Origin of the sequence: Campylobacter hominis ATCC BAA-381, from assembly GCF_000017585.1 — a bacterium.
Taxonomy (GTDB): domain Bacteria; phylum Campylobacterota; class Campylobacteria; order Campylobacterales; family Campylobacteraceae; genus Campylobacter_B; species Campylobacter_B hominis.
This window is the reverse complement of sequence record NC_009714.1, coordinates 393,563-412,939: the sequence shown is the minus strand read 5'-3', so window position 1 is coordinate 412,939 and position 19,377 is coordinate 393,563. Positions and strand designations below refer to the sequence as shown.

Below are 19,377 nucleotides of genomic sequence, written 5' to 3'. Positions count from 1 at the left end.
TTATGATGAATATCTTGTGAGAGAATATTCATTTGTACTCTAGAAAGGAGGTGATCCAACCGCAGGTTCTCCTACGGTTACCTTGTTACGACTTCACCCCAGTCGCTGATTCCACTGTGGAGGGTAGCAAATTTTGCATCCCCGCTTCGAGTGAAATCAACTCCCATGGTGTGACGGGCGGTGAGTACAAGACCCGGGAACGTATTCACCGTAGCATGGCTGATCTACGATTACTAGCGATTCCGGCTTCATGGAGTCGAGTTGCAGACTCCAATCCGAACTGGGACATATTTTATAGATTTGCTCCATCTTGCGATATTGCATCTCATTGTATATGTCATTGTAGCACGTGTGTCGCCCCGGACATAAGGGCCATGATGACTTGACGTCGTCCACACCTTCCTCCTCCTTACGAAGGCAGTCTATTTAGAGAACTCAGCCTAACTGTTAGCAACTAAATACGTGGGTTGCGCTCGTTGCGGGACTTAACCCAACATCTCACGACACGAGCTGACGACAGCCGTGCAGCACCTGTCTTAACATTTCTGCAAGCAGACACTCTTCCATCTCTGGATGATTTGTTAGATATCAAGTCCGGGTAAGGTTCTTCGCGTATCTTCGAATTAAACCACATGCTCCACCGCTTGTGCGGGTCCCCGTCTATTCCTTTGAGTTTTAATCTTGCGACCGTACTCCCCAGGCGGTATACTTAATGCGTTAGCTGGATTACTGCCTTGACTAGCAAAGCAACAACCGGTATACATCGTTTAGGGCGTGGACTACCAGGGTATCTAATCCTGTTTGCTCCCCACGCTTTCGTGCATCAGTGTCAGTTAGGTTCTAGCAGATCGCTTTCGCAATAGGTATTCTTCTTGATATCTACGGATTTTACTCCTACACCAAGAGTTCCATCTGCCTCTCCCCTACTCTAGACTATCAGTTTCCCAAGCAATTTAATAGTTAAGCTATTAGATTTCACAAGAGACTTGATAATCCACCTACGCACCCTTTACGCCCAGTGATTCCGAGTAACGCTTGCACCCTCCGTATTACCGCGGCTGCTGGCACGGAGTTAGCCGGTGCTTATTCATCGGGTACCGTCATTATTCTTTCCCGATAAAAGGAGTTTACGCTCCGAAAAGTGTCATCCTCCACGCGGCGTTGCTGCGTCAGGGTTTCCCCCATTGCGCAATATTCCCTACTGCTGCCTCCCGTAGGAGTTTGGACCGTGTCTCAGTTCCAATGTGACTGATCATCCTCTCAGACCAGTTATGCGTCATAGCCTTGGTAAGCCGTTACCTTACCAACTAGCTGATACAGTATAGCCTCATCTCTTAGCGAAAAACTTTCTCTACTTTACTTATGTAAAGCAGAAGTATAGAGTATTAGCAATCGTTTCCGACTGTTATCCTCTACTAAGAGGCAGATTAGCTATATATTACTCACCCGTGCGCCACTAACTTATAAGAGCAAGCTCTTATTCGTTCGTTCGACTTGCATGTATTAGGCACGCCGCCAGCGTTCACTCTGAGCCAGGATCAAACTCTCCATATAAAACATTTTTTATCTCTCTTTATAAAATATTTGCTTAATTAAATCAAGCTGTTTTTTATTAAAAGAGTTTTTTATTTATTATAATTTATATATGAAGTTTTTAATCTAAAAACTTTTTGAATATTAAATATATTTTTAGTTCATTTCAGCTTTTACTTTCCTAAGAAAGCCTAAAACCTGATAAACCGGCTCAATCGATCACTTGTTTAGATTTCAAAGATTGACTTTGATTATATTGACAATGATAATTTAAAAAACTTACTTTTTCTAAAAAGCTTTTTAGTTTGCTTTTCAAAAAAGCGAAATTGAATTGTATAAAAAACTTGCTTAAAAGTAGATAAAAGTTTGAGAAAAATTGAGAGAAAATAAAATTGTGCTATATATTTATTTAAGTTTTTGGTTGCAAAACTGGCTATAAGTCCATAAAAATACTCTAAAGTGCAGCAATTACTATTATTAAACAGTGTATTACATACGTTTAAGATATTGTTTACTTATTTTATTTGCAAGGCAAGATAAATATTCGTAAAAACAAGTCTTTTTTCAAGGCGCCTAATTTCAAAACTATTGTTTTATCTATTATACGATTATACGATTCATACAATGTTTTGTCGGCATTTAATACGTCATAGCAACCAAACTTATTGCAATTGCAAAGTTGTTTAAAAATTTTTACATTACGATATATATTTTTTTGTTATACATTTTTGCAACATCTGCAACGCAAATACAAGCAATCATTTAAAGAAACAAAATAATCATCTATATCATCTATATTTAAAATTTTGTACAAACAGGTTAAGGCAGTATTTAAAACTCAGAGTTATCAGTAATTACAATCTATAATCGTATTTATACTAAGTTATAACGATTACAACAAAAAACATTTGGTTACATATTTACTTTTTACCAAAATTACAGATATAATTATATGGCAATCTCAAAAGTAAATTATAATATGTAAAATCATGTAGTATTAGGGAGTTGATAAATGTTTTGGTTGCAGAGGATGGATTTGAACCACCGACCTTCGGGTTATGAGCCCGACGAGCTACCACTGCTCTACTCTGCGTCAATGAAATAAACTAAAAAAGCTTAAATCGTGGATGGGGTAAGAGGATTCGAACCTCTGAATGATTGGACCAAAACCAATTGCCTTACCGCTTGGCTATACCCCAATGCAAAAAGAAACGTAATTATACATTTTTTAATTTCCATTGTCAAGGCAAATTTAAAAATTTTCATATAAATTTAGATTTTTTAACAATTTAAACGAATTTTTATATTAAAAATAATAAAATATTTTTTTATTTTGCCCCATTAGCTCAGTTGGTAGAGCATCTGACTCTTAATCAGGTGGCCGCAGGTTCGAACCCTACATGGGGCATAATTACCACGCTTTGGACTTTTTCTATATTATTAAAATTTCCGCTTTAACGTTTGGCGTATTATAAAATTCAATATCTTGTTTACATTTGCATTTAAACGCTGCTATTTTATACTTTTGCAAAAAAAGTAAATATTAAATATCACTTGATTAACAAAAATAAGAAATTAAATGCAACAAAAAATATATTTAAAATTTAGCTTTTAGTAAATCTGATAATCTCTTTTGCTAGCTCATTTGTAGCATCAATGATAATTTTATCATCGCCGATATATGGCAAAAATAACGGAATTTCCGTGCATGCGGCGATATAAATATCGGCATCAATTTCATTTAAAATTTCCTTAAATTTAGGAACAAAATCTTCAATTTTCCCGGCTTTTACACCGTCATAAATGCAGCTCATCAGTTTTTTCATCGCAATTTGCGATATATCAGCCGTCAAAAAGCCGTTTTTTTTCAATTCGTTATCGTAAATTCCGGCTTTTTGTGTGCCGATAGTTGATAGAACGGCTACTTTTTTTACATTTTTATACTCTTTTTTTATCGCATTAACGGTTATTTTTGCGATATGAAGTATCGGCAAGCCGCTTTGCTCAACTAATCTGTCTGCAAAAAAATGCGCCGTATTACAAGCCATACAAAACGCATCACAACCACTTTGTTTAAGCCTTTTAGCGCTTTTTAAAAGCTCAGCAAAAGGATCTTCTTTGGCGCCAAGAATATACGCTGTTCTATCCGGTATAAGAGTATTGTTATCTATTATCAATGGTATATTTTCCTGATCGCTTTTCGCATTTGTCAAAAAAACTACTTTTTTATAAAGATCAATAGTAGCCAAAGGTCCCATTCCGCCGATAATTCCAACCAATTTCATATTTTACCCCTTTATAATCTTATTAAATTATCAACTGAACATTTTATACAAATTCAGTAAATTTTTATATTTTATAAAATTTTAGTGGAAATTAGGCTAAAATACGACTAAATAAATTAAAATCAAAGGACGAAAATGACATTGACAAATTTTATTTTATTTGCAATAATTCTACTTTTACTAAAAATAATCATTGAAAACAAACAAATTTTTAAAAGAAAAGGGCAAACAATGAAATCTTTAACGGCAAAACAAATAGGCGAAAAATTCGGCAAAACGCCAAAAGAGATAAATGAAATTTTTGATGATTTGGATTTTTTAAAAAAAAGTGATTGTGGTTATACAGTAACAAAAAAAGGGCAAATAAACGGCGGAATCCAAAAAAAATATATGGGAAACGATTATGTAGCCTGGAATGAAGAAATTTTAAATAATGAATTATTTATAAAAAGTCTGAAACCGCAAAGCGAACAAGTTGAAAATAAAGATGAAAATGATTTTCGCACAAAATTTAAAGCCGAATATCGCACAAAAGACGGGCATTATGTAAGAAGCAGAGCCGAAGTTATTATCGCAGACTGGCTTTATAGCGAATTTGTAACTTATGCTTACGAAAAATCGGTTCCTATAAAAGAAGAAATGTATTGTGATTTTTACATTCCGCAAGGCAAAGTTTATATAGAATTTTGGGGCTTGGAAGATGAAAAATATCTAAACATAAAACAATATAAACAGCAACTTTATAAACAAAACGGACTTAATTTAATAGAAATAGGAAATAATGAAATAAATAATATAGATGATTTTTTACCAAAAGAACTTTTGAAATTCGGCATTAAAATAGCATAAAATTTTAATTATCAGAGCATATGCTAAAGATAAATTCATTTTTTTAAAATTTTATTAAAACAATTCTAAATTTTACGCTGCAATTTTTTTAAATCAGAATAATTTTTTAGCATAAAATTAATACGAAAAAATTTATCTTAAACTCATTATTTAAAAACTTCAAATTACCAAATATAATAAACTTTTTATGTAATTTATTTAATTTAATTTTTTCAGCTTATATTTTAAGTATTAATTAAGTTTTCATAATTTTCTTAATCGCCTGAATTTTACAAATTTAATTTGCCGTTTTTATTTTAATTTTTATATTTTTTCTTGTTGAAAACTATAAATTTTAAAATAATTTTCATATTTTAAAAATATAAAAATTTCCATAAACAATTATTTCAATCCTCGAAAATATTAAATTTCACCTAATTTTTTCATAATCATTTTTATTTTGATAATGACTTTTATTTTATTTTAAACTAAAATTACTTATAATGCGACAAAAATTTTTAAAATAATGAGAATGATTATGAAGATTACAAATATTTTTTTACTATTTTTATTTCCTCTTTGGCTTTTCGGTGCAGACTACAATGCAGAAAATTCGGCTATAAAAGATAAATTTTTTCAAAGTTTGAATGAATATAAATCAGGAAACACCGAACGCGCAAAAGAATTGGTTCAAGAGGCTTATTTTGGGCATTTTGAAAATTTGGAAGCAGGTATTCGCATAAATCTTGGTCAAAAAAAGACATATCTGATGGAAAAACAATTCGGTGATATAAGAAAAGCGATCAAAAGCGGAAAAGATATCGCTACAGTGCAAGTTTTAATCAATAATTTATTAAGTCAAATTGATGAAATTATGCCACTTATCGAAAATGGAACTAAACTTGTAGCTGAGAAGTCACACGACGGCGGTTTATCAGCGTCAAATGCAGCAAATAGCAGCACTATTTCAGGCGTGGAAAACAACGGCAATAATTTTACAAGCTCAAATACTTTAAATAAAACGGATTCTTACAATAAAAATGAAGAAAAATCTATAAATACCGTTAACGATATGGGAAATTCAGCAAATTTTACCGCACAAAATGCGGCAAATCCATGGAATTCGATATATATAGAAATTTCAGACGAATTTCAAAACGCAAAAAATTTCTATGATACAAAAGACAGAGAAAATCTAATAGCTTCGATAAACAAAATCAAATTTGAAATTTATAGAAATAAAAAGCTTGAAATAGCTGTTCGTCAATATGTAGGACAAAATATCGACGCAATGATTCAACAAATTTTAGGCAATATAATTTCAAAAAATATCACACTTTCAGATGAAAGTTTTAAAATGCATGTAAAAGATGCTGATGACCTCATAAAAATCGCCGTTTCAAAGCTTCCTGAAAATTCATATGAAATTGCGCCGAAAAATTTGGTGGAAAATGCGGACTATGAGAACGACGATGTTGATTTTACAAAAGTTATAGAAAATATCAAAACGCAAATGGCGGAAGTTTTGGAACTTTACAAAAACGGCGAGATAAAAAAAGCCGTAAATTTAGCGCAAGATATATATTTCGATGAGTATGAAGCAAGCGGAATGGAAGTTAAAATAGGCGCTATAGATAATAATTTGAAACTTGAAACGGAGGCTAGTTTTTCAGCTATCGCTTCACTTGTGCAAAATAATGCAGGTATCGATAAAATAAGAAACGCGCAAGCAAAACTTTTTGATCAGCTTGAAATCAGTGCGGAAAAAGCCGGTAAAAACTCAAGTCCTATAAATTTATTTTTCTTAGCGCTTACGATTATTTTACGCGAAGGTTTGGAGGCGCTTATAATCGTTGCAGCTGTAGTTGCATATCTTATAAAAACACAAAACTCAAATAAGCTTGGCATCGTATATTCATCTGTTGGAATTGCCGTATTGCTTAGCTTTTTTACGGCGTGGGTCGTAAATTTATTATTTACAAATGCTGCTCAAAGTAGAGAAATTTTAGAAGGCGCTACGATGTTAATTGCCGTAATTCTGCTATTTTATGTAGGTTTTTGGCTTTTATCTAATGCTGGAGCCAAAAAATGGAATAGATACATTAAAGGTAAAATTTCGCAAAGTCTTAGCAAAGGCGATAAAACAGCACTTTGGTGGGTTTCATTTTTGGCTGTTTATAGAGAAGGTGCGGAAACGGTGCTATTTTATCAAGCACTTATTTTTGACGCGCAAAAAATCGGCGCAATAAATATGATAATTTACGGCTTTTTACTAGGTTGCATTGTTTTAGCTGTTTTATTTATCATATTTAAGGCGTTTTCAATCAAAATTCCGCTTCGCGCGTTTTTTATCGCAACTTCAGCGATCATTTTTTATATGGCTATTGTTTTTACAGGAAAAGGTGTAATGGAACTAGTGGAAGGCAAAGTTTTTGTGCCTACGATTATCCATTCTATGCCTACAATTACGTGGCTTGGCATTTATCCTTACGTGCAAAGCTTAATTCCTCAAATTTTAATGGTGTTGGCATTAATTGTTGGAATTTTGATTATCAAAAAAAGAGAAAAATCAATTTAATAAAGGAGAAGATATGAAAAATATTTTTTTAGGTGCGGCTGCGGCTGCAGTTTTAGCTATAGGTGCGAATGCCGGTGAAGTTCCTATCGGTGAGCCGATTGAAAAAAACGGTATGGAAATAGCAGCTGTTTATTTACAACCGATTGATATGGAACCGAAAGGAATTGATTTAGCACCAAGCTTGGCGGATATTCACCTTGAAGCAGACATTCACGCGATTGAAGGCAATCCGAACGGTTTTGCAGCAGGCGAATGGATACCTTATCTGAAAATCGCTTATACACTAAAAAATACCGATAACGGCAAAATTAAAGAGGGAAATTTTATGCCGATGGTAGCAAGTGATGGTCCACACTACGGTGCAAACATAAAAATGGATGGCGGCGTTGGAAATTATGAGCTTACTTATAAAATTTACAATCCTTCAACACAAGGCTTTGGAAGACACGCCGATAAAGCCACCGGTGTAGGCAAATGGTGGGATAATTTTGAAGTTAATTACAAATTCAAATACACAGGCACTCCGAAAGAGTAGAAATTTTAAGGTCAAATTTTGAATTTTCAAAATTTGACCGAAATTTTTTAATTTTAGGTAAAAGATGACATTATATTTTTCAAATACACTGCTTGCACTTTTTGGCGGTACTTTTTTAGCGGCTTTGTTTAGTTTGCGCGAATTTTTTAAGGTGAATTTTCTGCCGTTTTTCGGCGGAATTTTTCTTGGAATTTTCGTACATTTTTTAAATCAAAAAGCGCTTAGCGGCACTTCGAATCTACCGATTTTCGATAGTTTGGCTATAATTTTTATACTTATTTTACCGTTTTGCTTAAAATTTAAAAATTTTTATTTTCATTTTATGGTTTATTTGATTTTAGGGCTTAGCTTCGGTTATATTTATGCAAATATAAGTGCAAATTTTAAAATTTTCTCAGGTGAAATTTTAGATACTTTAAGCCTTAAAAATCTATTTTTCTGTATTTTAGCTTTCGTTATTTTAGCACTTGTTTTTAAAGCGATAAATTTTGTAAAATTTCGCGTAAATCGCGCCGTAATGATAACTATAAGCATTTTAGGAATTATGTTTATATTTATTGATAGGAGTGCAAGTCTAATTTTATCTTTTATGCAAAACGGCGTAATTTTAACTCATTCCTGGCTGCTTTCGATTGTAGCAAAAATAACATATTTCAATCTTTTTTTACCGTTTGTTTTTGCTTGTTTCAGTATTGTTTTGGCAATATATTTTTTCATTTCACGTCCTAAAAAAATTTCAAGAACAGACATTGTCAAATTTCGCCAAAACGAGCAGTTGCGACATCTGGCAAAAAATTTTCTAATCTGCATGATAATTTTAAATTTCACAATCTGTGCCATTTTTATCTACTATATAAAAATAGAATCAGCTCCGCTTAAAATCACTGATTCAGTAGAGGTTTCGCCAAAAAACGGATATTTTGAGTTTGATGCAAAAATAGCACTTGATAATAAACTTCATCGCTTTGCCTATGTTACAGATGAAGGCAAGGAGGTGCGATTTTTTATAATCAACCGTTTTAAAGACAAACTTGCCCCGGTTATGGTTTTTGATGCGTGCAGCATTTGCGGCGATATGGGATATTTGCTGAAAGGTGGCGAGCTCATTTGCATATCATGTAATGTGCGTATTTTTTTACCGACTGTCGGAAAAGCCGGCGGTTGCAATCCGATTCCTATGAATTATGAATATGACGGGAAAACATTGAAAGTTTCTCTAAAAGAGATAGAAGACGGCGCAGGATTTTTTACAAAGACAGTTGAGAAAACTGTAATTGATCCTGTAAGTCATAAAAAAATCAAAAATGACTCCAAATTCAGATATTTATATTACGGCAGAACATATTTTTTTGAAAACGAGCGAAATTTAGCCGAATTTGAAGATAATCCTGAAAAATTTATCACTATAAACGGCGAAATTTCAGGTGTTGATACGCCGTCACGAAACACAGACGAAATGGGCACCAAAAATTTGCAAAACGGGGATAAAAAATGAAAAATATGTTTTTGCTTATGGTAAAAAAATCACTCACTCACTCAAAAAATTTTCTTATGTTTTTGACGATTTTTTTATCGACGGCGCTTATAGCATGTATGCTTAATATCACACTGAATATCGGCAACAAAGTCGCAAATGAATTAAGAAGTTACGGCTCGAATATCGTAATGCTTCCAAAAAGTTCCTCTTTAAATATCGAAATTTCAGGACGAAATTTTATGCCTCTTGCCAATGAAGATTATCTGAATGAAAACGATTTACACCTTATAAAAGAAATTTTTTGGCAAAACAACATATTGGCTTTTGCGCCGTTTTTAGAAATTTCAGGCTTTATAAATAACGAAAAAGTGCAAATAACAGGCACTTATTTTGATAAAAATATAAAACTTGCAGACGATCCTACCTTTAAAACGGGGGTAATTAATCTTTATCCTTTTTGGTTTGTCAACGGTTTATTTCCAAATGATGAAAAAATAGATGAAATAATGGTTGGCGAAAAATTAGCGAATAGACTTAAGTTAAACGTCGGTGACAATGTTGTTTTAAATTTCGGACAAAACAGAGAAAACGCAAAAATTGTAGGAATTTTAAAAGGCGGTGATGAAGCTAGCGGTAAGGTGATTGCCAACTTAAAACTTGTTCAAAAACTTTCAAATAAAGAAAATTTATATGGAAAAGCTGAAATCAGCGCAATGACAATCCCGGAAAACGATCTTTCCGTAAAAGCGCGCAGAAATCTTGATAGCCTTGACAGCTTAGAATATGATACCTGGTATTGCTCGGCATATGCAGGTTCTATTGCTTATCAAATCGAAGATAGTGTGCCAGGCAGCATTGCAAAGGTAGTTTTAAGCGTTTCAGGAGTGCAAAGCGAAATCACAAAAAAAATACAGAATTTAATGAGTATAGTTACGATTTTAGCGCTGATTATTTCTGCACTTTGTATCACAAGCTTAACAAACGGTGAAATTTTAATACGTAAAAAAGAGATAGGACTTTTAAAAGCATTGGGTGCAAAAAATATTTTCATATTTTTGGAATTTTGCTGCAAAAATGTCATTATAGGCATAATTTCCGGCATTTTTGGTGCTTTGTTCGGATACCTACTCTCTTTTGTAATAGGTTATAAACTTTTTGCCGATTTTATCGGCGTGAGCTTCACAGCGTTTGTTTTAAGCGTAATTTTTGGAATTTTAATTTGTATTTTAGGCTCTATTTTAGCCCTTAAAAACATTTTGAATTTGCTTCCTGCCGAGGTGTTTCATGGCAAATAATTTTTTCAAAAAAGTAGTATTTAAAAGTATTATAAATAGCGGCGCACGCACTATTTTAATTTTTACTTCCATTTTTATAGGGGCTATGGTTTTGGCGGCATTTGTAAATGTCTATGCGGACATCGAATCAAAAGTAAGCGAAGAACTTAACAATTATGGTGCAAATGTAGTAATAACGCCTAAAAACGGACATTACATCGACGAAAAAACATTGGAAACGAAATTTGAAAATATGCAAAATTTAAAGACGTCAAACAAATATCTTTTCGGCTCTGTAAGTCTTGGAAAAACAAGTGCGATTATGATGGGAACGAAGTTTTCATCACTTTCAAAAATTATGCCGTTTTTAGAAATTAAAGAGGGAAAAATTTCCAACTTTGACTTTGATGATAGAAACGTTTTAATAGGCGAAAATCTTGCAAAAATCGCCGATATAAAGCTTGGAGATGAGCTTGAAATCAGCATTAGCGGGCAAAATCAAACATATAAAGTAAAAGTGCGCGCTATCGTATTTGACGGCGAAAAAGAGGATAAAATGGTTATCGCTTCGCTAAGTTTGGCTCAAAAAATTCTCAATAAACAAGGCGTTATAAACTACGCAAACGCGATTTGCGGTGGAGATATTAATGAAATTTCAAAAACTCTTCAAAGAGTAAGCGACAAAAACATCGCCTTTGAAGTTATAAATAAAATTTCAAAAACAAATGAAATTATTTTAGAAAAAATAAAACTTTTGATGGCACTTGTAAGCATTGTGATTTTAATCATAACTTCGGTTTGCGTAAATACAAGCCTTAGTCAGGTTATGATCTCTCGTCAAAAAGAAATAGCGCTTTTAAGAGCGCTTGGCGCAAGCAAGAAAAACATTGTCTCATTTTTGGGTGTTGAAATTTTAGTCGTATCATTTTTAGGTGCTCTGCTAGGGGCATTCGGCGGTTTTGCTTTGGCACAAATTTTAGGACAAATTTTATTTGGTTCAAGCATTGGTTTTAGGTTAATCAGCATTGTTTTAGCGGTATTTGTAAGCGTATTTTGTGCATTAGCGGCTTCTTATTATCCGATCAAAAATGCTCTTAGCAAAAATATCGCAAATTTATTAAGAGGTGAGTAGTGGAAATTTTAAAATGTGATGGAATTTCAAAGTATTTTGGCGATGTAGCGGCGCTTGATGATATAAGTTTTAGCGTAAATAGTGGCGAATGGGTAAGCATAATGGGACCAAGCGGGGCAGGAAAAAGCACTCTGGTAAATATTTTAAGCTTAATGGATCACGTAAGTAGCGGCATTTATGAAATCGCCGGAGTAAAAGCCAATAGCTTGAATAAAGATGAAATTTTACGTTTCAGGCGCGAAAAAATCGGGCTTATTTTTCAGGAATTTCATCTTGTAAGTTATCTCAACGCGCTTGAGAATGTGATGATAAATCAATATTTTCACAGTAGTATCGACGAAGAAAGCGCAAAAAATGCGCTTGAAAAAGTCGGCTTAAAAGAACGCATAAATCATTTACCAAACGAGCTGAGCGGTGGCGAACAACAGCGCGTTTGTATTGCAAGAGCTCTTATAAATGAGCCTGATATTATAATTGCTGACGAACCGACAGGAAATTTGGACGAAAAAAATGAGCAGATTGTGCTTGAAATTTTTAAAAATCTTAAAAAAGAAGGCAAAACATTGATTTTAATCACGCACAATCCATATCTTGGACGATTTGGCGACAAAATTATTTGGCTAAAACATGGCAAATTGGATAGAATCCAAAATTTAAAAAATGAGCAAAATAAGACTGAAGTTTAATGAAATTTTAAAAGGAATAAGATGAAAAAACTGATTATTTTGTCAATATTTTTGACGATTTTCAGCGGTTGTCAAAATGAAAATCACCATATGTCAATCAACGATCCTGTAGGAATTGACACAGTTTATGAAAGCGGCAAACTTAAAATAAAAGGGCAAAACTCGCCATTTGTGGTTTTTTTCTTTTCTGCTACGTGCGGTGCGTGCAGCGAACAAGTACCAAGTCTGATTGAACTTGGCAAGAAATTTAAAAATGTGAAATTTATAGGAATTATGGGAAATTCGCAAGGATTTGACAAAGATATGAAAATTTTAAAAGAAAAAGGAGTTGATTTTCTTACGATTTCTTCACCAAAATCGGTTGATTACTTTTCAAATGCAGTCGGCGGAATTTACGGTGTTCCGGCAACTTTTTTATTTGATAAAGACGGCAAAATCGTTAAAAAATACATAGGTCTTACATCAAAAAATATCATAGAAAAAGATATAAAAAGCCTACTTTAAAAATTTTCATTATTTTTAATAAAAATTTAAATTTTTAATTATTCAATTTGCAATATTAAAAGCTTTTTAGATTTTATTTTTTACCTTTTGTACAACTGATCTTTTGTGTTTTGCTATAAAACATTAGCCGCCGAAATTTTAGCGCTGTTTTTTTAAAGCGGTTAAATTAAGCTTCTTGCCAAAAATTTCAGTTATTTTTAATATTTAAAATAATGTTATTTTATGTTTTGCAGGAATTATCTTATGCTAAAAACAAAACTTTTTATAAGTTTTTATATTTATCATTTTTTTTATTTAAACCGAAAAATTTAAAATATACTTATTTTAAGCTCTAAAATTACAATTTAAAGCCTATTTGCAAGATTTAAATTTCTTTTAACTTAAATTTTTAATTTTCGCAAAATTCATTATTTTTTGATAATGACTTTTATTTTAAGCAAAAATTTTATATAATTTTGCAAAAAAAAGGCAAAAAATGACACTTAATGAAATAAGAGATGGAGAAAGAGCCGTAATTGAAAATTTTGAAATAGACGACAATCTGCGCCAAAGATTTTTTAGCTTCGGGCTAAATCCCGGAAAAAAAATAAAAAAGCTTAAATCAACTCTTAAAGGTTCTACAATCGAAATTCAAATTGACCGCAGTTGTGTGATTTTACGCAAAAATGAAGCGGAAAAAATCAGAGTAAGCAGAACAAATGAAAACGCTTAAAGTAGCGTTTGTCGGTCAACCGAATGTCGGAAAAAGTCTGCTTGTAAATACGATTTGCAAAGCAAATATGCATGTTGGAAACTTCGCAGGCGTAACAGTTGAAAAAGCCGAAGCCGCGCTTGTTTTTGAAAATTATAAAATCAAAATAATAGATTTGCCGGGTACTTATTCGCTTCATGGCTACTCAAAAGAGGAAAAAATCACACGAAATTTTTTGGAAAACGGTGAATACGATTTAATCGTAAATATTGCAGATTCCACAAATTTGGAGCGAAATTTATTACTAAGCGCTGAGCTTATGGAGACAAATAAAAAAATCGTTTTAGCCTTAAATATGAGTGATGAAGCCGAAAATGAGGGCATAAAAATCGACACTGAAAAAATGCAAAGTCTTTTAAATATCCCTGTTATCTTAATTTCAGCGCAAAAACAGAAAAATCTGCACGATTTTTTAGTGCTGATTGTTAATACCTGTAAGAAAGATTTTGCGATAAATAAGCGGATTTACGGTGATTTGATAGAAAACGAAATTTCAAAATTGAGCGAATTTCTGGATACAAAAAACGATGAAAACATAAAATCTCTTGGTTTTACGAATCGCCAAATATCTAAAAAGCTGCTTTTTGGAGATGATGAAATTTACGCTTTTTTACACGACAAAGCGATTTTTTTAGAACTTTTAACACTTCTTAAAAGAGCAAAAGAGCGCCTTTATAAAGGATATGACAATCAAAATTTAAAAGAAATTTTTATGGACGACACAGCGTCTTTTGTAAATGGTGTGATAACGGAAGCCGTGATATATGAAAAACCGAAAAAGCCGAATAATACAGCTAAAATCGATAAAATTTTAATTAACAAATATCTTGGCTTACCGATTTTTTTATTTTTAATGTGGGTACTTTTTCAGCTGACTTTCACTTTAGGATCAATTCCGATGGATTATATCGAGGCGCTGTTTGCGGCCATTAGTCAAAGCGTTGCCACTCATATCTCAAATGAAACTCTTTCAAGTCTTATTTGTGATGGAATTATAGGCGGCGTCGGTTCAGTGCTTCTTTTTTTACCGAATATTTTAATTCTGTTTTTTGGAATTTCACTGCTTGAAACGACCGGATATATGTCAAGAGTGGCGTTTTTATTGGACGGATTTTTTCATAAATTCGGGCTTCATGGCAAAAGCTTCATACCTCTTGTAACAGGTTTTGGCTGTTCTGTGCCCGCATTTATGGCAACGCGCACACTTAAAAACGAAAAAGACAGACTTTTAACACTTTTTATCATAAATTTTATGAGTTGCGGAGCAAGACTCCCTGTTTATGTGCTTTTTATCGGAGCTTTTGCGCCAAAAGAAGAAGCCGGAAATTGGCTTTTTGCGATTTATATTTTCGGTGCGATCGTAGGACTTGCGTGCGCAAAATTTTTACGCGTTATAGTATTTCGCGGCAAAGATGAGCCATTTGTTATGGAAATGCCGAAATACCGCATTCCAAACTGGCGCCTTGTATGGTTTATGATTGCAAATAAAGCAAAAATGTACTTAAAAAAGGCGGGTACTTTCATACTTGCTGCAAGCGTGCTGATCTGGTTTTCAAATATGTATCCGAAAAACAAGCAAATCGCGGCTAAATTTGATGAGCAAATCGCACTTACGCAAGATATATCCAAAAAGGAAACCCTGGAATTTGAAAAATCGAATGCGCTTTTACAGAACAGTTATCTTGGTAAAGCTGGAAAAGCTTTGGAACCGATTTTTGCACCGCTTGGATTTGATTGGAGACTTAGCGTTTCGCTAGTAAGCGGACTTGCGGCAAAAGAAGTTATGATTTCGACGATGGGAGTTTTATATTCGCTTGGCGATCAGGACGAAAACAGTAAGAGCCTGACAGGTGTGATCAAATCGCAAATTCCGCTTAGCACCGCCGTAGCATATCTACTTTTTGTGATGTTTTACAATCCTTGTCTGGCGGCAAGTGTCGTCTTTGCAAGAGAAGCCGGCGGTCTGAAATATCTTGCACTTTTATTTATTTTTACAAGCATTGTTGCTTATATAATGGCGTTTTTCGGACGAATTTTATTTTCATTATAAGGAATTTATTTTGGAAATTTTTGAAATTTTAATTTTAGCGTTTGCAATTTTTGGTGTAATTTTTTATTTTTATAAAGTTTTTGCAAAGAAAGATTGCGGATGCGGCTGTGGAAAAAATTGCAAAAATTTTAATAAATATGACAAATCTGATTGAAATTTAATTTTATTAAAAAACCGCTATAAGATAAAAACGGATTTTTAAAAAATTTTGATATTTAGTAGTTAAATTTATAAAATTTCCGCTAGTTTAAATTCTAGGTTTTATTTTTATTTGATAAATTTTGATTACTACACTATTTTTTAAAATACCGCGTCAAAATATTTTAAAATAAATTTTTGATATAAAAGTATAAAACCTGAAATTTAAACTGACAGTATCATAAAAAACAAATCTCAATACAACCTGATCTCCAATAAATAAGCTTTAAAAAATAAGTATATTTATCGTTTGGAAATTTCAGAAGCTGAATTTAGAGAAATTTTAAGATATTTTTGTTTAGATATAAAAACAGTAAAAATAGCTGAAATTTGTAATATTTTTAGAAATACAGTAAATAAAATTATAAAAAAACAGATAAAAATTTTAACAATGAATGAATGCGAAAAAATATCTAAATTTAATGGCGAAATATAAATAAATAGCGAAATTTATTCTGATACAAAAAAAGAGTGTGAGTTTAGATTATAATGTAAAAAAGATGATAAAGACTTATATCCTATTTTATTAAAAAACTGGTAAGAAAAAATTCGCTTAAGTTGTATTGAGTCTAAAATTTTACTAAAATAATTATTTGAATTGGAATTTAAAAAGTTTAGCCACAAAACAGTGGCTAAACCTGCAACATTTAATTAAACATCAAACGATACAAATCATCCAAAAGCAGATATTTTCGCTCGACAGTTCCTTTATAAAATGGCTCGAATGTATTATTGTAGGCATCTTTAAAAAAATTGCTCTTGCTAAGATTGTATATACTTGCATTCACAGCTTCCAAAAGTGCTTCATTTCCCTTTTTCACACCCGGACAAATAAATTCTATACTGCCTATATTTTGTATTCCCATTTCAATATTGTCATCCAAAAGTTGCAAAAACGCTATCAGAATGCTTGTATGCATATATCCGTCAGCTTCGCCTTTTTGCAGACTTTGAAAACATTTATTTACGCTTTGACATTCAACCGGAGTGATGCCTAATTTTGCAGCATTTGCTTTTAGATAATCATCTGTCGTAGTTCCTTTGATAAATAGTATCTTTTTGCCTGCAAGTTGCGAAATACTTCTGATATTTTCAGATTTTTTTGTCAAAATTCCTTGCGTATTTGAAAGATACGGTGTAGCAAAATCTACACTTTTAGCGCGTTCTTCCGTTTTGCTGAAGTTTGCCAATATCAAATCAACTGTTCCGTTTTGAAGATATGGAATTCTATCTTTTGCATTTAGCCCTACGAGCTGAATTTCACCGTTTTTGCCTAAAATACTGGCGCCTATAGCTTTTGCAAGTGAAATTTCAAAACCTTCAAATTCGCCATGCTCATTTTGATTGCTGAATGGCGGTAAATTTAGACGAACGCCTATTTTTATTACTTTTGATTGTTTAATCTCTTCGAGAGTGGAACCAAAAGCAAAGCAACTGCAAATTAGCAATAAAAAAAATAAATCTTTTTAGCATTTTGTCATCCTTTCATAATAGTTGTAGCATTTTATCACACTATTATGATAGCTAAGCTTAAAATTTATTTAACTTTTAAACATAAATTCAATATTTTTAAGCTAACTGATAAATTTTACAATCAAACACAACTATACAGGCACTTTTTAAGCTTAATATAATTTGATAAATTTAATCAGATGATAAATTTTATAAGACAAAAAACATAAATGCAAATGCAATCAAAATTCTATAAATTCCAAAAGGAATATAATCAAACCTGCTGACAAATTTTAAAAACATTTTTATAGCAAAAAGCGCTACTAAAAACGCTACAAAACCGCCCAACAAAAAAAGCTGGATATTATCCATATTTGCTGCAAAAATTTCGCGGTTTTTGTAAGTATCGTAAAAAGTCGCTGCAAACATCGTAGGAACCGCAAGCAAAAAGCTGAATGCCGCAGCTGTTTGTCTGTTAAGTCCGCTTAAAAGTCCTGCGATTATAGTCGCGCCACTTCTTGAAGTTCCAGGAACCATTGCAAAGCATTGTGATAAACCTATAAAAAAAGCCTGTTTATAGCTAATCCCATCCAAAGTTAAAATTTCGTTTTCAGGTGGATTTTTTTTACGCAAAAGCTCAACTACAATAAAAATAACACCCCAGATAATCAGCATATAAACTACAACATTTTGACTGAAAAGAGACTTGATGTGCGAGTATAACAGATATCCGATAGCAGCTGTCGGTAAAAAACCTATGATAAGCTTAATCCATAATTGTTTATCGCGCTTAAGTCTTTCAAAAAATGTAAAAACGACAGCTAAAATCGATCCTAACTGAATTACAACTTCAAAGCATTTTAAAGTGTCTGTTTGCTCTAAATTTAAAAGTCCGGCCGTTAAAATCAAATGCCCGGTTGAACTGACCGGTAAAAATTCGGTCAAACCTTCAACAATGCCTAAAATCACGGCATCAATTATACTCATTAATTATCCTTTGTAGATTTTTTAAATTTTCTGTTATTGAGCGCGGATGATACAGCGCACTTACAATCGCCACGAAATTCGGATGAAATTTCAAAATTTGACGCAAATTTCCGGCGTTTATTCCGCCAATTACACAAGTTGGAATTTTTAAAATTTCTGCGGCTTTTTTTAGAACGTCGTGATTGCAAATTTTAGCATCCTTTTTTGTAGGACTTTTAAAAACAGCGCCGAATGCCGCGTAACTTGCGCCGTTTTGCTGTGCGTTTAAGGCTAACGTTAAATCATCATAACAACTTACGCCGATAATTTTATTTTCGCCTAAAATTTCGCGCGCTTTTATGATAGATCCGTCATCTTTTCCGATATGAACACCGTGTGCTCCAAGTTTTCGCGCCAAAAGCGCATCATCGTTTATTATTAAATAAGCGTGATAATCATCGCAAAGTCTTATAAGCTCACTTATGATTTTTTCGTTTTTTTCTTTTTTCTTGCTGCGAAATTGCACAAATTTTATGCCGTTATCCAAAATTTCATGGATAGATTTTACAATCACATCTTCAGGCGTGAAAAAATCATCGCTTAAAGCGTAAATTTCACTCATTTTTCAAAGCGTCTTTTATATTTCCGTCATTTTCGCCAAGCACACATTTTGTGATATGAAGTATTTTTTCATTAAAAATTCCGGCATTTTTTTCGCGCGCTTTTTTTGATTCTTTGTCAAAATCTGTTCTATCAGAAACAGCCAAGCCGCTTTCTATTAAATTTTTTGCTACCGTTTCACCAAGATCGCAAACGCGGAATTCATTTCCATCGCCTTGCACTAAAACATTATATTTTTGTAGCTTGCCTAATTTTTGTTCAATCATTTTATCGTAATCTTCCTGCAAATTTTTAGCCTTTTTGGGATCATCGAAACACTCAGGCTTTGCAGTATATGAGATAAATTTCAGATCTTTTAAAACGCATTTGAAATTTCGTTTGTTTGTTTTAAAAACAAGTCTGCCGTTTTCAAATTTTTTAAATTTCCAGTGTCTTTCATAGGTTGCATTTGCAGCACTAGCCCAAAAAACAGCAAAAATAGCCAAAAAAATCCAAAATTTTCTCATT

The 19,377-nt window shown here is 32.8% G+C and carries 17 protein-coding genes, 3 tRNA genes and 1 rRNA gene; 13 read left to right on the top strand and 8 right to left on the bottom strand.

Annotated features, from left to right (window positions below; genetic code table 11):
* Positions 1–43 precede the first annotated feature (43 nt).
* The 3 genes from CHAB381_RS02185 to CHAB381_RS02175 form a co-directional block, all read right to left on the bottom strand.
* Positions 44–1,554: ribosomal RNA gene (locus CHAB381_RS02185) — 16S ribosomal RNA — on the bottom strand.
* Positions 1,555–2,551: 997 nt separating this feature from the next.
* Positions 2,552–2,626, bottom strand: a tRNA-Met gene (locus CHAB381_RS02180).
* A gap of 31 nt (positions 2,627–2,657) precedes the next feature.
* A tRNA-Gln gene (locus tag CHAB381_RS02175) sits at positions 2,658–2,732 on the bottom strand.
* A gap of 136 nt (positions 2,733–2,868) precedes the next feature.
* Here CHAB381_RS02175 and CHAB381_RS02170 point away from each other — a divergent pair.
* Positions 2,869–2,941, top strand: a tRNA-Lys gene (locus tag CHAB381_RS02170).
* 196 nt (positions 2,942–3,137) lie between these two features.
* Here CHAB381_RS02170 and cuyB read toward each other — a convergent pair.
* Positions 3,138–3,818, bottom strand: a complete 681-nt coding sequence (gene cuyB, locus CHAB381_RS02165) for a cysteate racemase (RefSeq protein WP_012108333.1) — start codon at positions 3,816–3,818, stop codon at positions 3,138–3,140.
* A gap of 231 nt (positions 3,819–4,049) precedes the next feature.
* Here cuyB and CHAB381_RS08970 point away from each other — a divergent pair, with 231 nt between their 5' ends.
* The 12 genes from CHAB381_RS08970 (at position 4,050) to CHAB381_RS02110 (ending at position 16,267) form a co-directional block, all read left to right on the top strand.
* A complete protein-coding gene (locus tag CHAB381_RS08970; RefSeq protein ID WP_115587323.1) occupies positions 4,050–4,667 on the top strand; it encodes a PDDEXK family nuclease in 618 nt (205 codons plus the stop codon).
* A 517-nt stretch (positions 4,668–5,184) separates the two neighbouring features.
* Complete coding sequence (locus CHAB381_RS02155) at positions 5,185–7,224, top strand: FTR1 family iron permease (protein ID WP_012108331.1); 2,040 nt, start codon at positions 5,185–5,187, stop codon at positions 7,222–7,224.
* Positions 7,225–7,237: 13 nt separating this feature from the next.
* Positions 7,238–7,759, top strand: coding sequence for an iron transporter (locus CHAB381_RS02150; RefSeq protein WP_012108330.1), 522 nt, complete (start codon positions 7,238–7,240; stop codon positions 7,757–7,759).
* Positions 7,760–7,823: 64 nt separating this feature from the next.
* Positions 7,824–9,254, top strand: a complete 1,431-nt coding sequence (locus CHAB381_RS02145) for a Fe-S-containing protein (RefSeq protein ID WP_012108329.1) — start codon at positions 7,824–7,826, stop codon at positions 9,252–9,254.
* A complete protein-coding gene (locus CHAB381_RS02140; RefSeq protein WP_012108328.1) occupies positions 9,251–10,531 on the top strand; it encodes an ABC transporter permease in 1,281 nt (426 codons plus the stop codon). The genes CHAB381_RS02145 and CHAB381_RS02140 overlap by 4 nt, the downstream gene beginning before the upstream one ends.
* Positions 10,521–11,642: an ABC transporter permease gene (locus tag CHAB381_RS02135; RefSeq protein WP_012108327.1), complete on the top strand. Its 1,122-nt coding sequence runs from the start codon at positions 10,521–10,523 to the stop codon at positions 11,640–11,642. Before CHAB381_RS02140 ends, CHAB381_RS02135 begins: the two co-directional genes overlap by 11 nt.
* Positions 11,642–12,328, top strand: coding sequence for an ABC transporter ATP-binding protein (locus tag CHAB381_RS02130; protein WP_012108326.1), 687 nt, complete (start codon positions 11,642–11,644; stop codon positions 12,326–12,328). The genes CHAB381_RS02135 and CHAB381_RS02130 overlap by 1 nt, the downstream gene beginning before the upstream one ends.
* Before the next feature lie 21 nt (positions 12,329–12,349).
* Positions 12,350–12,832 (top strand): TlpA family protein disulfide reductase, encoded by a 483-nt coding sequence (locus CHAB381_RS02125; RefSeq protein WP_012108325.1) that lies wholly within the window; start codon positions 12,350–12,352, stop codon positions 12,830–12,832.
* A gap of 475 nt (positions 12,833–13,307) precedes the next feature.
* Complete coding sequence (locus tag CHAB381_RS02120; protein ID WP_012108323.1) at positions 13,308–13,544, top strand: FeoA family protein; 237 nt, start codon at positions 13,308–13,310, stop codon at positions 13,542–13,544.
* Positions 13,531–15,633, top strand: a complete 2,103-nt coding sequence (gene feoB, locus CHAB381_RS02115) for a ferrous iron transport protein B (protein ID WP_012108322.1) — start codon at positions 13,531–13,533, stop codon at positions 15,631–15,633. Before CHAB381_RS02120 ends, feoB begins: the two co-directional genes overlap by 14 nt.
* Before the next feature lie 10 nt (positions 15,634–15,643).
* Positions 15,644–15,787 carry a hypothetical protein gene (locus CHAB381_RS08680; protein WP_012108321.1) on the top strand — a complete coding sequence of 48 codons (144 nt, stop codon included), beginning with the start codon at positions 15,644–15,646 and terminating at the stop codon, positions 15,785–15,787.
* Between the two features lie 294 nt (positions 15,788–16,081).
* Positions 16,082–16,267 (top strand): hypothetical protein, encoded by a 186-nt coding sequence (locus CHAB381_RS02110; RefSeq protein WP_012108320.1) that lies wholly within the window; start codon positions 16,082–16,084, stop codon positions 16,265–16,267.
* Positions 16,268–16,478: 211 nt separating this feature from the next.
* Here CHAB381_RS02110 and CHAB381_RS02105 read toward each other — a convergent pair whose 3' ends face one another.
* From CHAB381_RS02105 to CHAB381_RS02090, 4 genes are all read right to left on the bottom strand, one after another.
* On the bottom strand, positions 16,479–17,279 hold the full coding sequence (locus CHAB381_RS02105; RefSeq protein WP_012108318.1) for a cysteine ABC transporter substrate-binding protein: 801 nt from the start codon (positions 17,277–17,279) through the stop codon (positions 16,479–16,481).
* A gap of 214 nt (positions 17,280–17,493) precedes the next feature.
* Positions 17,494–18,270 (bottom strand): undecaprenyl-diphosphate phosphatase, encoded by a 777-nt coding sequence (locus tag CHAB381_RS02100; protein ID WP_012108316.1) that lies wholly within the window; start codon positions 18,268–18,270, stop codon positions 17,494–17,496.
* Positions 18,257–18,871: a thiamine phosphate synthase gene (gene thiE, locus CHAB381_RS02095; RefSeq protein ID WP_012108315.1), complete on the bottom strand. Its 615-nt coding sequence runs from the start codon at positions 18,869–18,871 to the stop codon at positions 18,257–18,259. Before thiE ends, CHAB381_RS02100 begins: the two co-directional genes overlap by 14 nt.
* Positions 18,864–19,376, bottom strand: coding sequence for a hypothetical protein (locus CHAB381_RS02090; protein WP_012108314.1), 513 nt, complete (start codon positions 19,374–19,376; stop codon positions 18,864–18,866). Before CHAB381_RS02090 ends, thiE begins: the two co-directional genes overlap by 8 nt.
* Between the last annotated feature and the right edge of the window lies 1 nt (position 19,377).

Coding starts and splice junctions, on each gene's coding strand:
- CHAB381_RS02135 (WP_012108327.1), top strand. CDS start 10,521: ATGGCAAATAATTTTTTCAAAAAAGTAGTATTTAAAAGTATTATAAAT.
- CHAB381_RS02090 (WP_012108314.1), bottom strand. CDS start 19,376: ATGAGAAAATTTTGGATTTTTTTGGCTATTTTTGCTGTTTTTTGGGCT.
- feoB (WP_012108322.1), top strand. CDS start 13,531: ATGAAAACGCTTAAAGTAGCGTTTGTCGGTCAACCGAATGTCGGAAAA.
- CHAB381_RS02140 (WP_012108328.1), top strand. CDS start 9,251: ATGAAAAATATGTTTTTGCTTATGGTAAAAAAATCACTCACTCACTCA.
- CHAB381_RS02120 (WP_012108323.1), top strand. CDS start 13,308: ATGACACTTAATGAAATAAGAGATGGAGAAAGAGCCGTAATTGAAAAT.
- CHAB381_RS02145 (WP_012108329.1), top strand. CDS start 7,824: ATGACATTATATTTTTCAAATACACTGCTTGCACTTTTTGGCGGTACT.
- CHAB381_RS08970 (WP_115587323.1), top strand. CDS start 4,050: ATGAAATCTTTAACGGCAAAACAAATAGGCGAAAAATTCGGCAAAACG.
- cuyB (WP_012108333.1), bottom strand. CDS start 3,818: ATGAAATTGGTTGGAATTATCGGCGGAATGGGACCTTTGGCTACTATT.
- CHAB381_RS02125 (WP_012108325.1), top strand. CDS start 12,350: ATGAAAAAACTGATTATTTTGTCAATATTTTTGACGATTTTCAGCGGT.
- thiE (WP_012108315.1), bottom strand. CDS start 18,871: ATGAGTGAAATTTACGCTTTAAGCGATGATTTTTTCACGCCTGAAGAT.
- CHAB381_RS02155 (WP_012108331.1), top strand. CDS start 5,185: ATGAAGATTACAAATATTTTTTTACTATTTTTATTTCCTCTTTGGCTT.
- CHAB381_RS02150 (WP_012108330.1), top strand. CDS start 7,238: ATGAAAAATATTTTTTTAGGTGCGGCTGCGGCTGCAGTTTTAGCTATA.
- CHAB381_RS02100 (WP_012108316.1), bottom strand. CDS start 18,270: ATGAGTATAATTGATGCCGTGATTTTAGGCATTGTTGAAGGTTTGACC.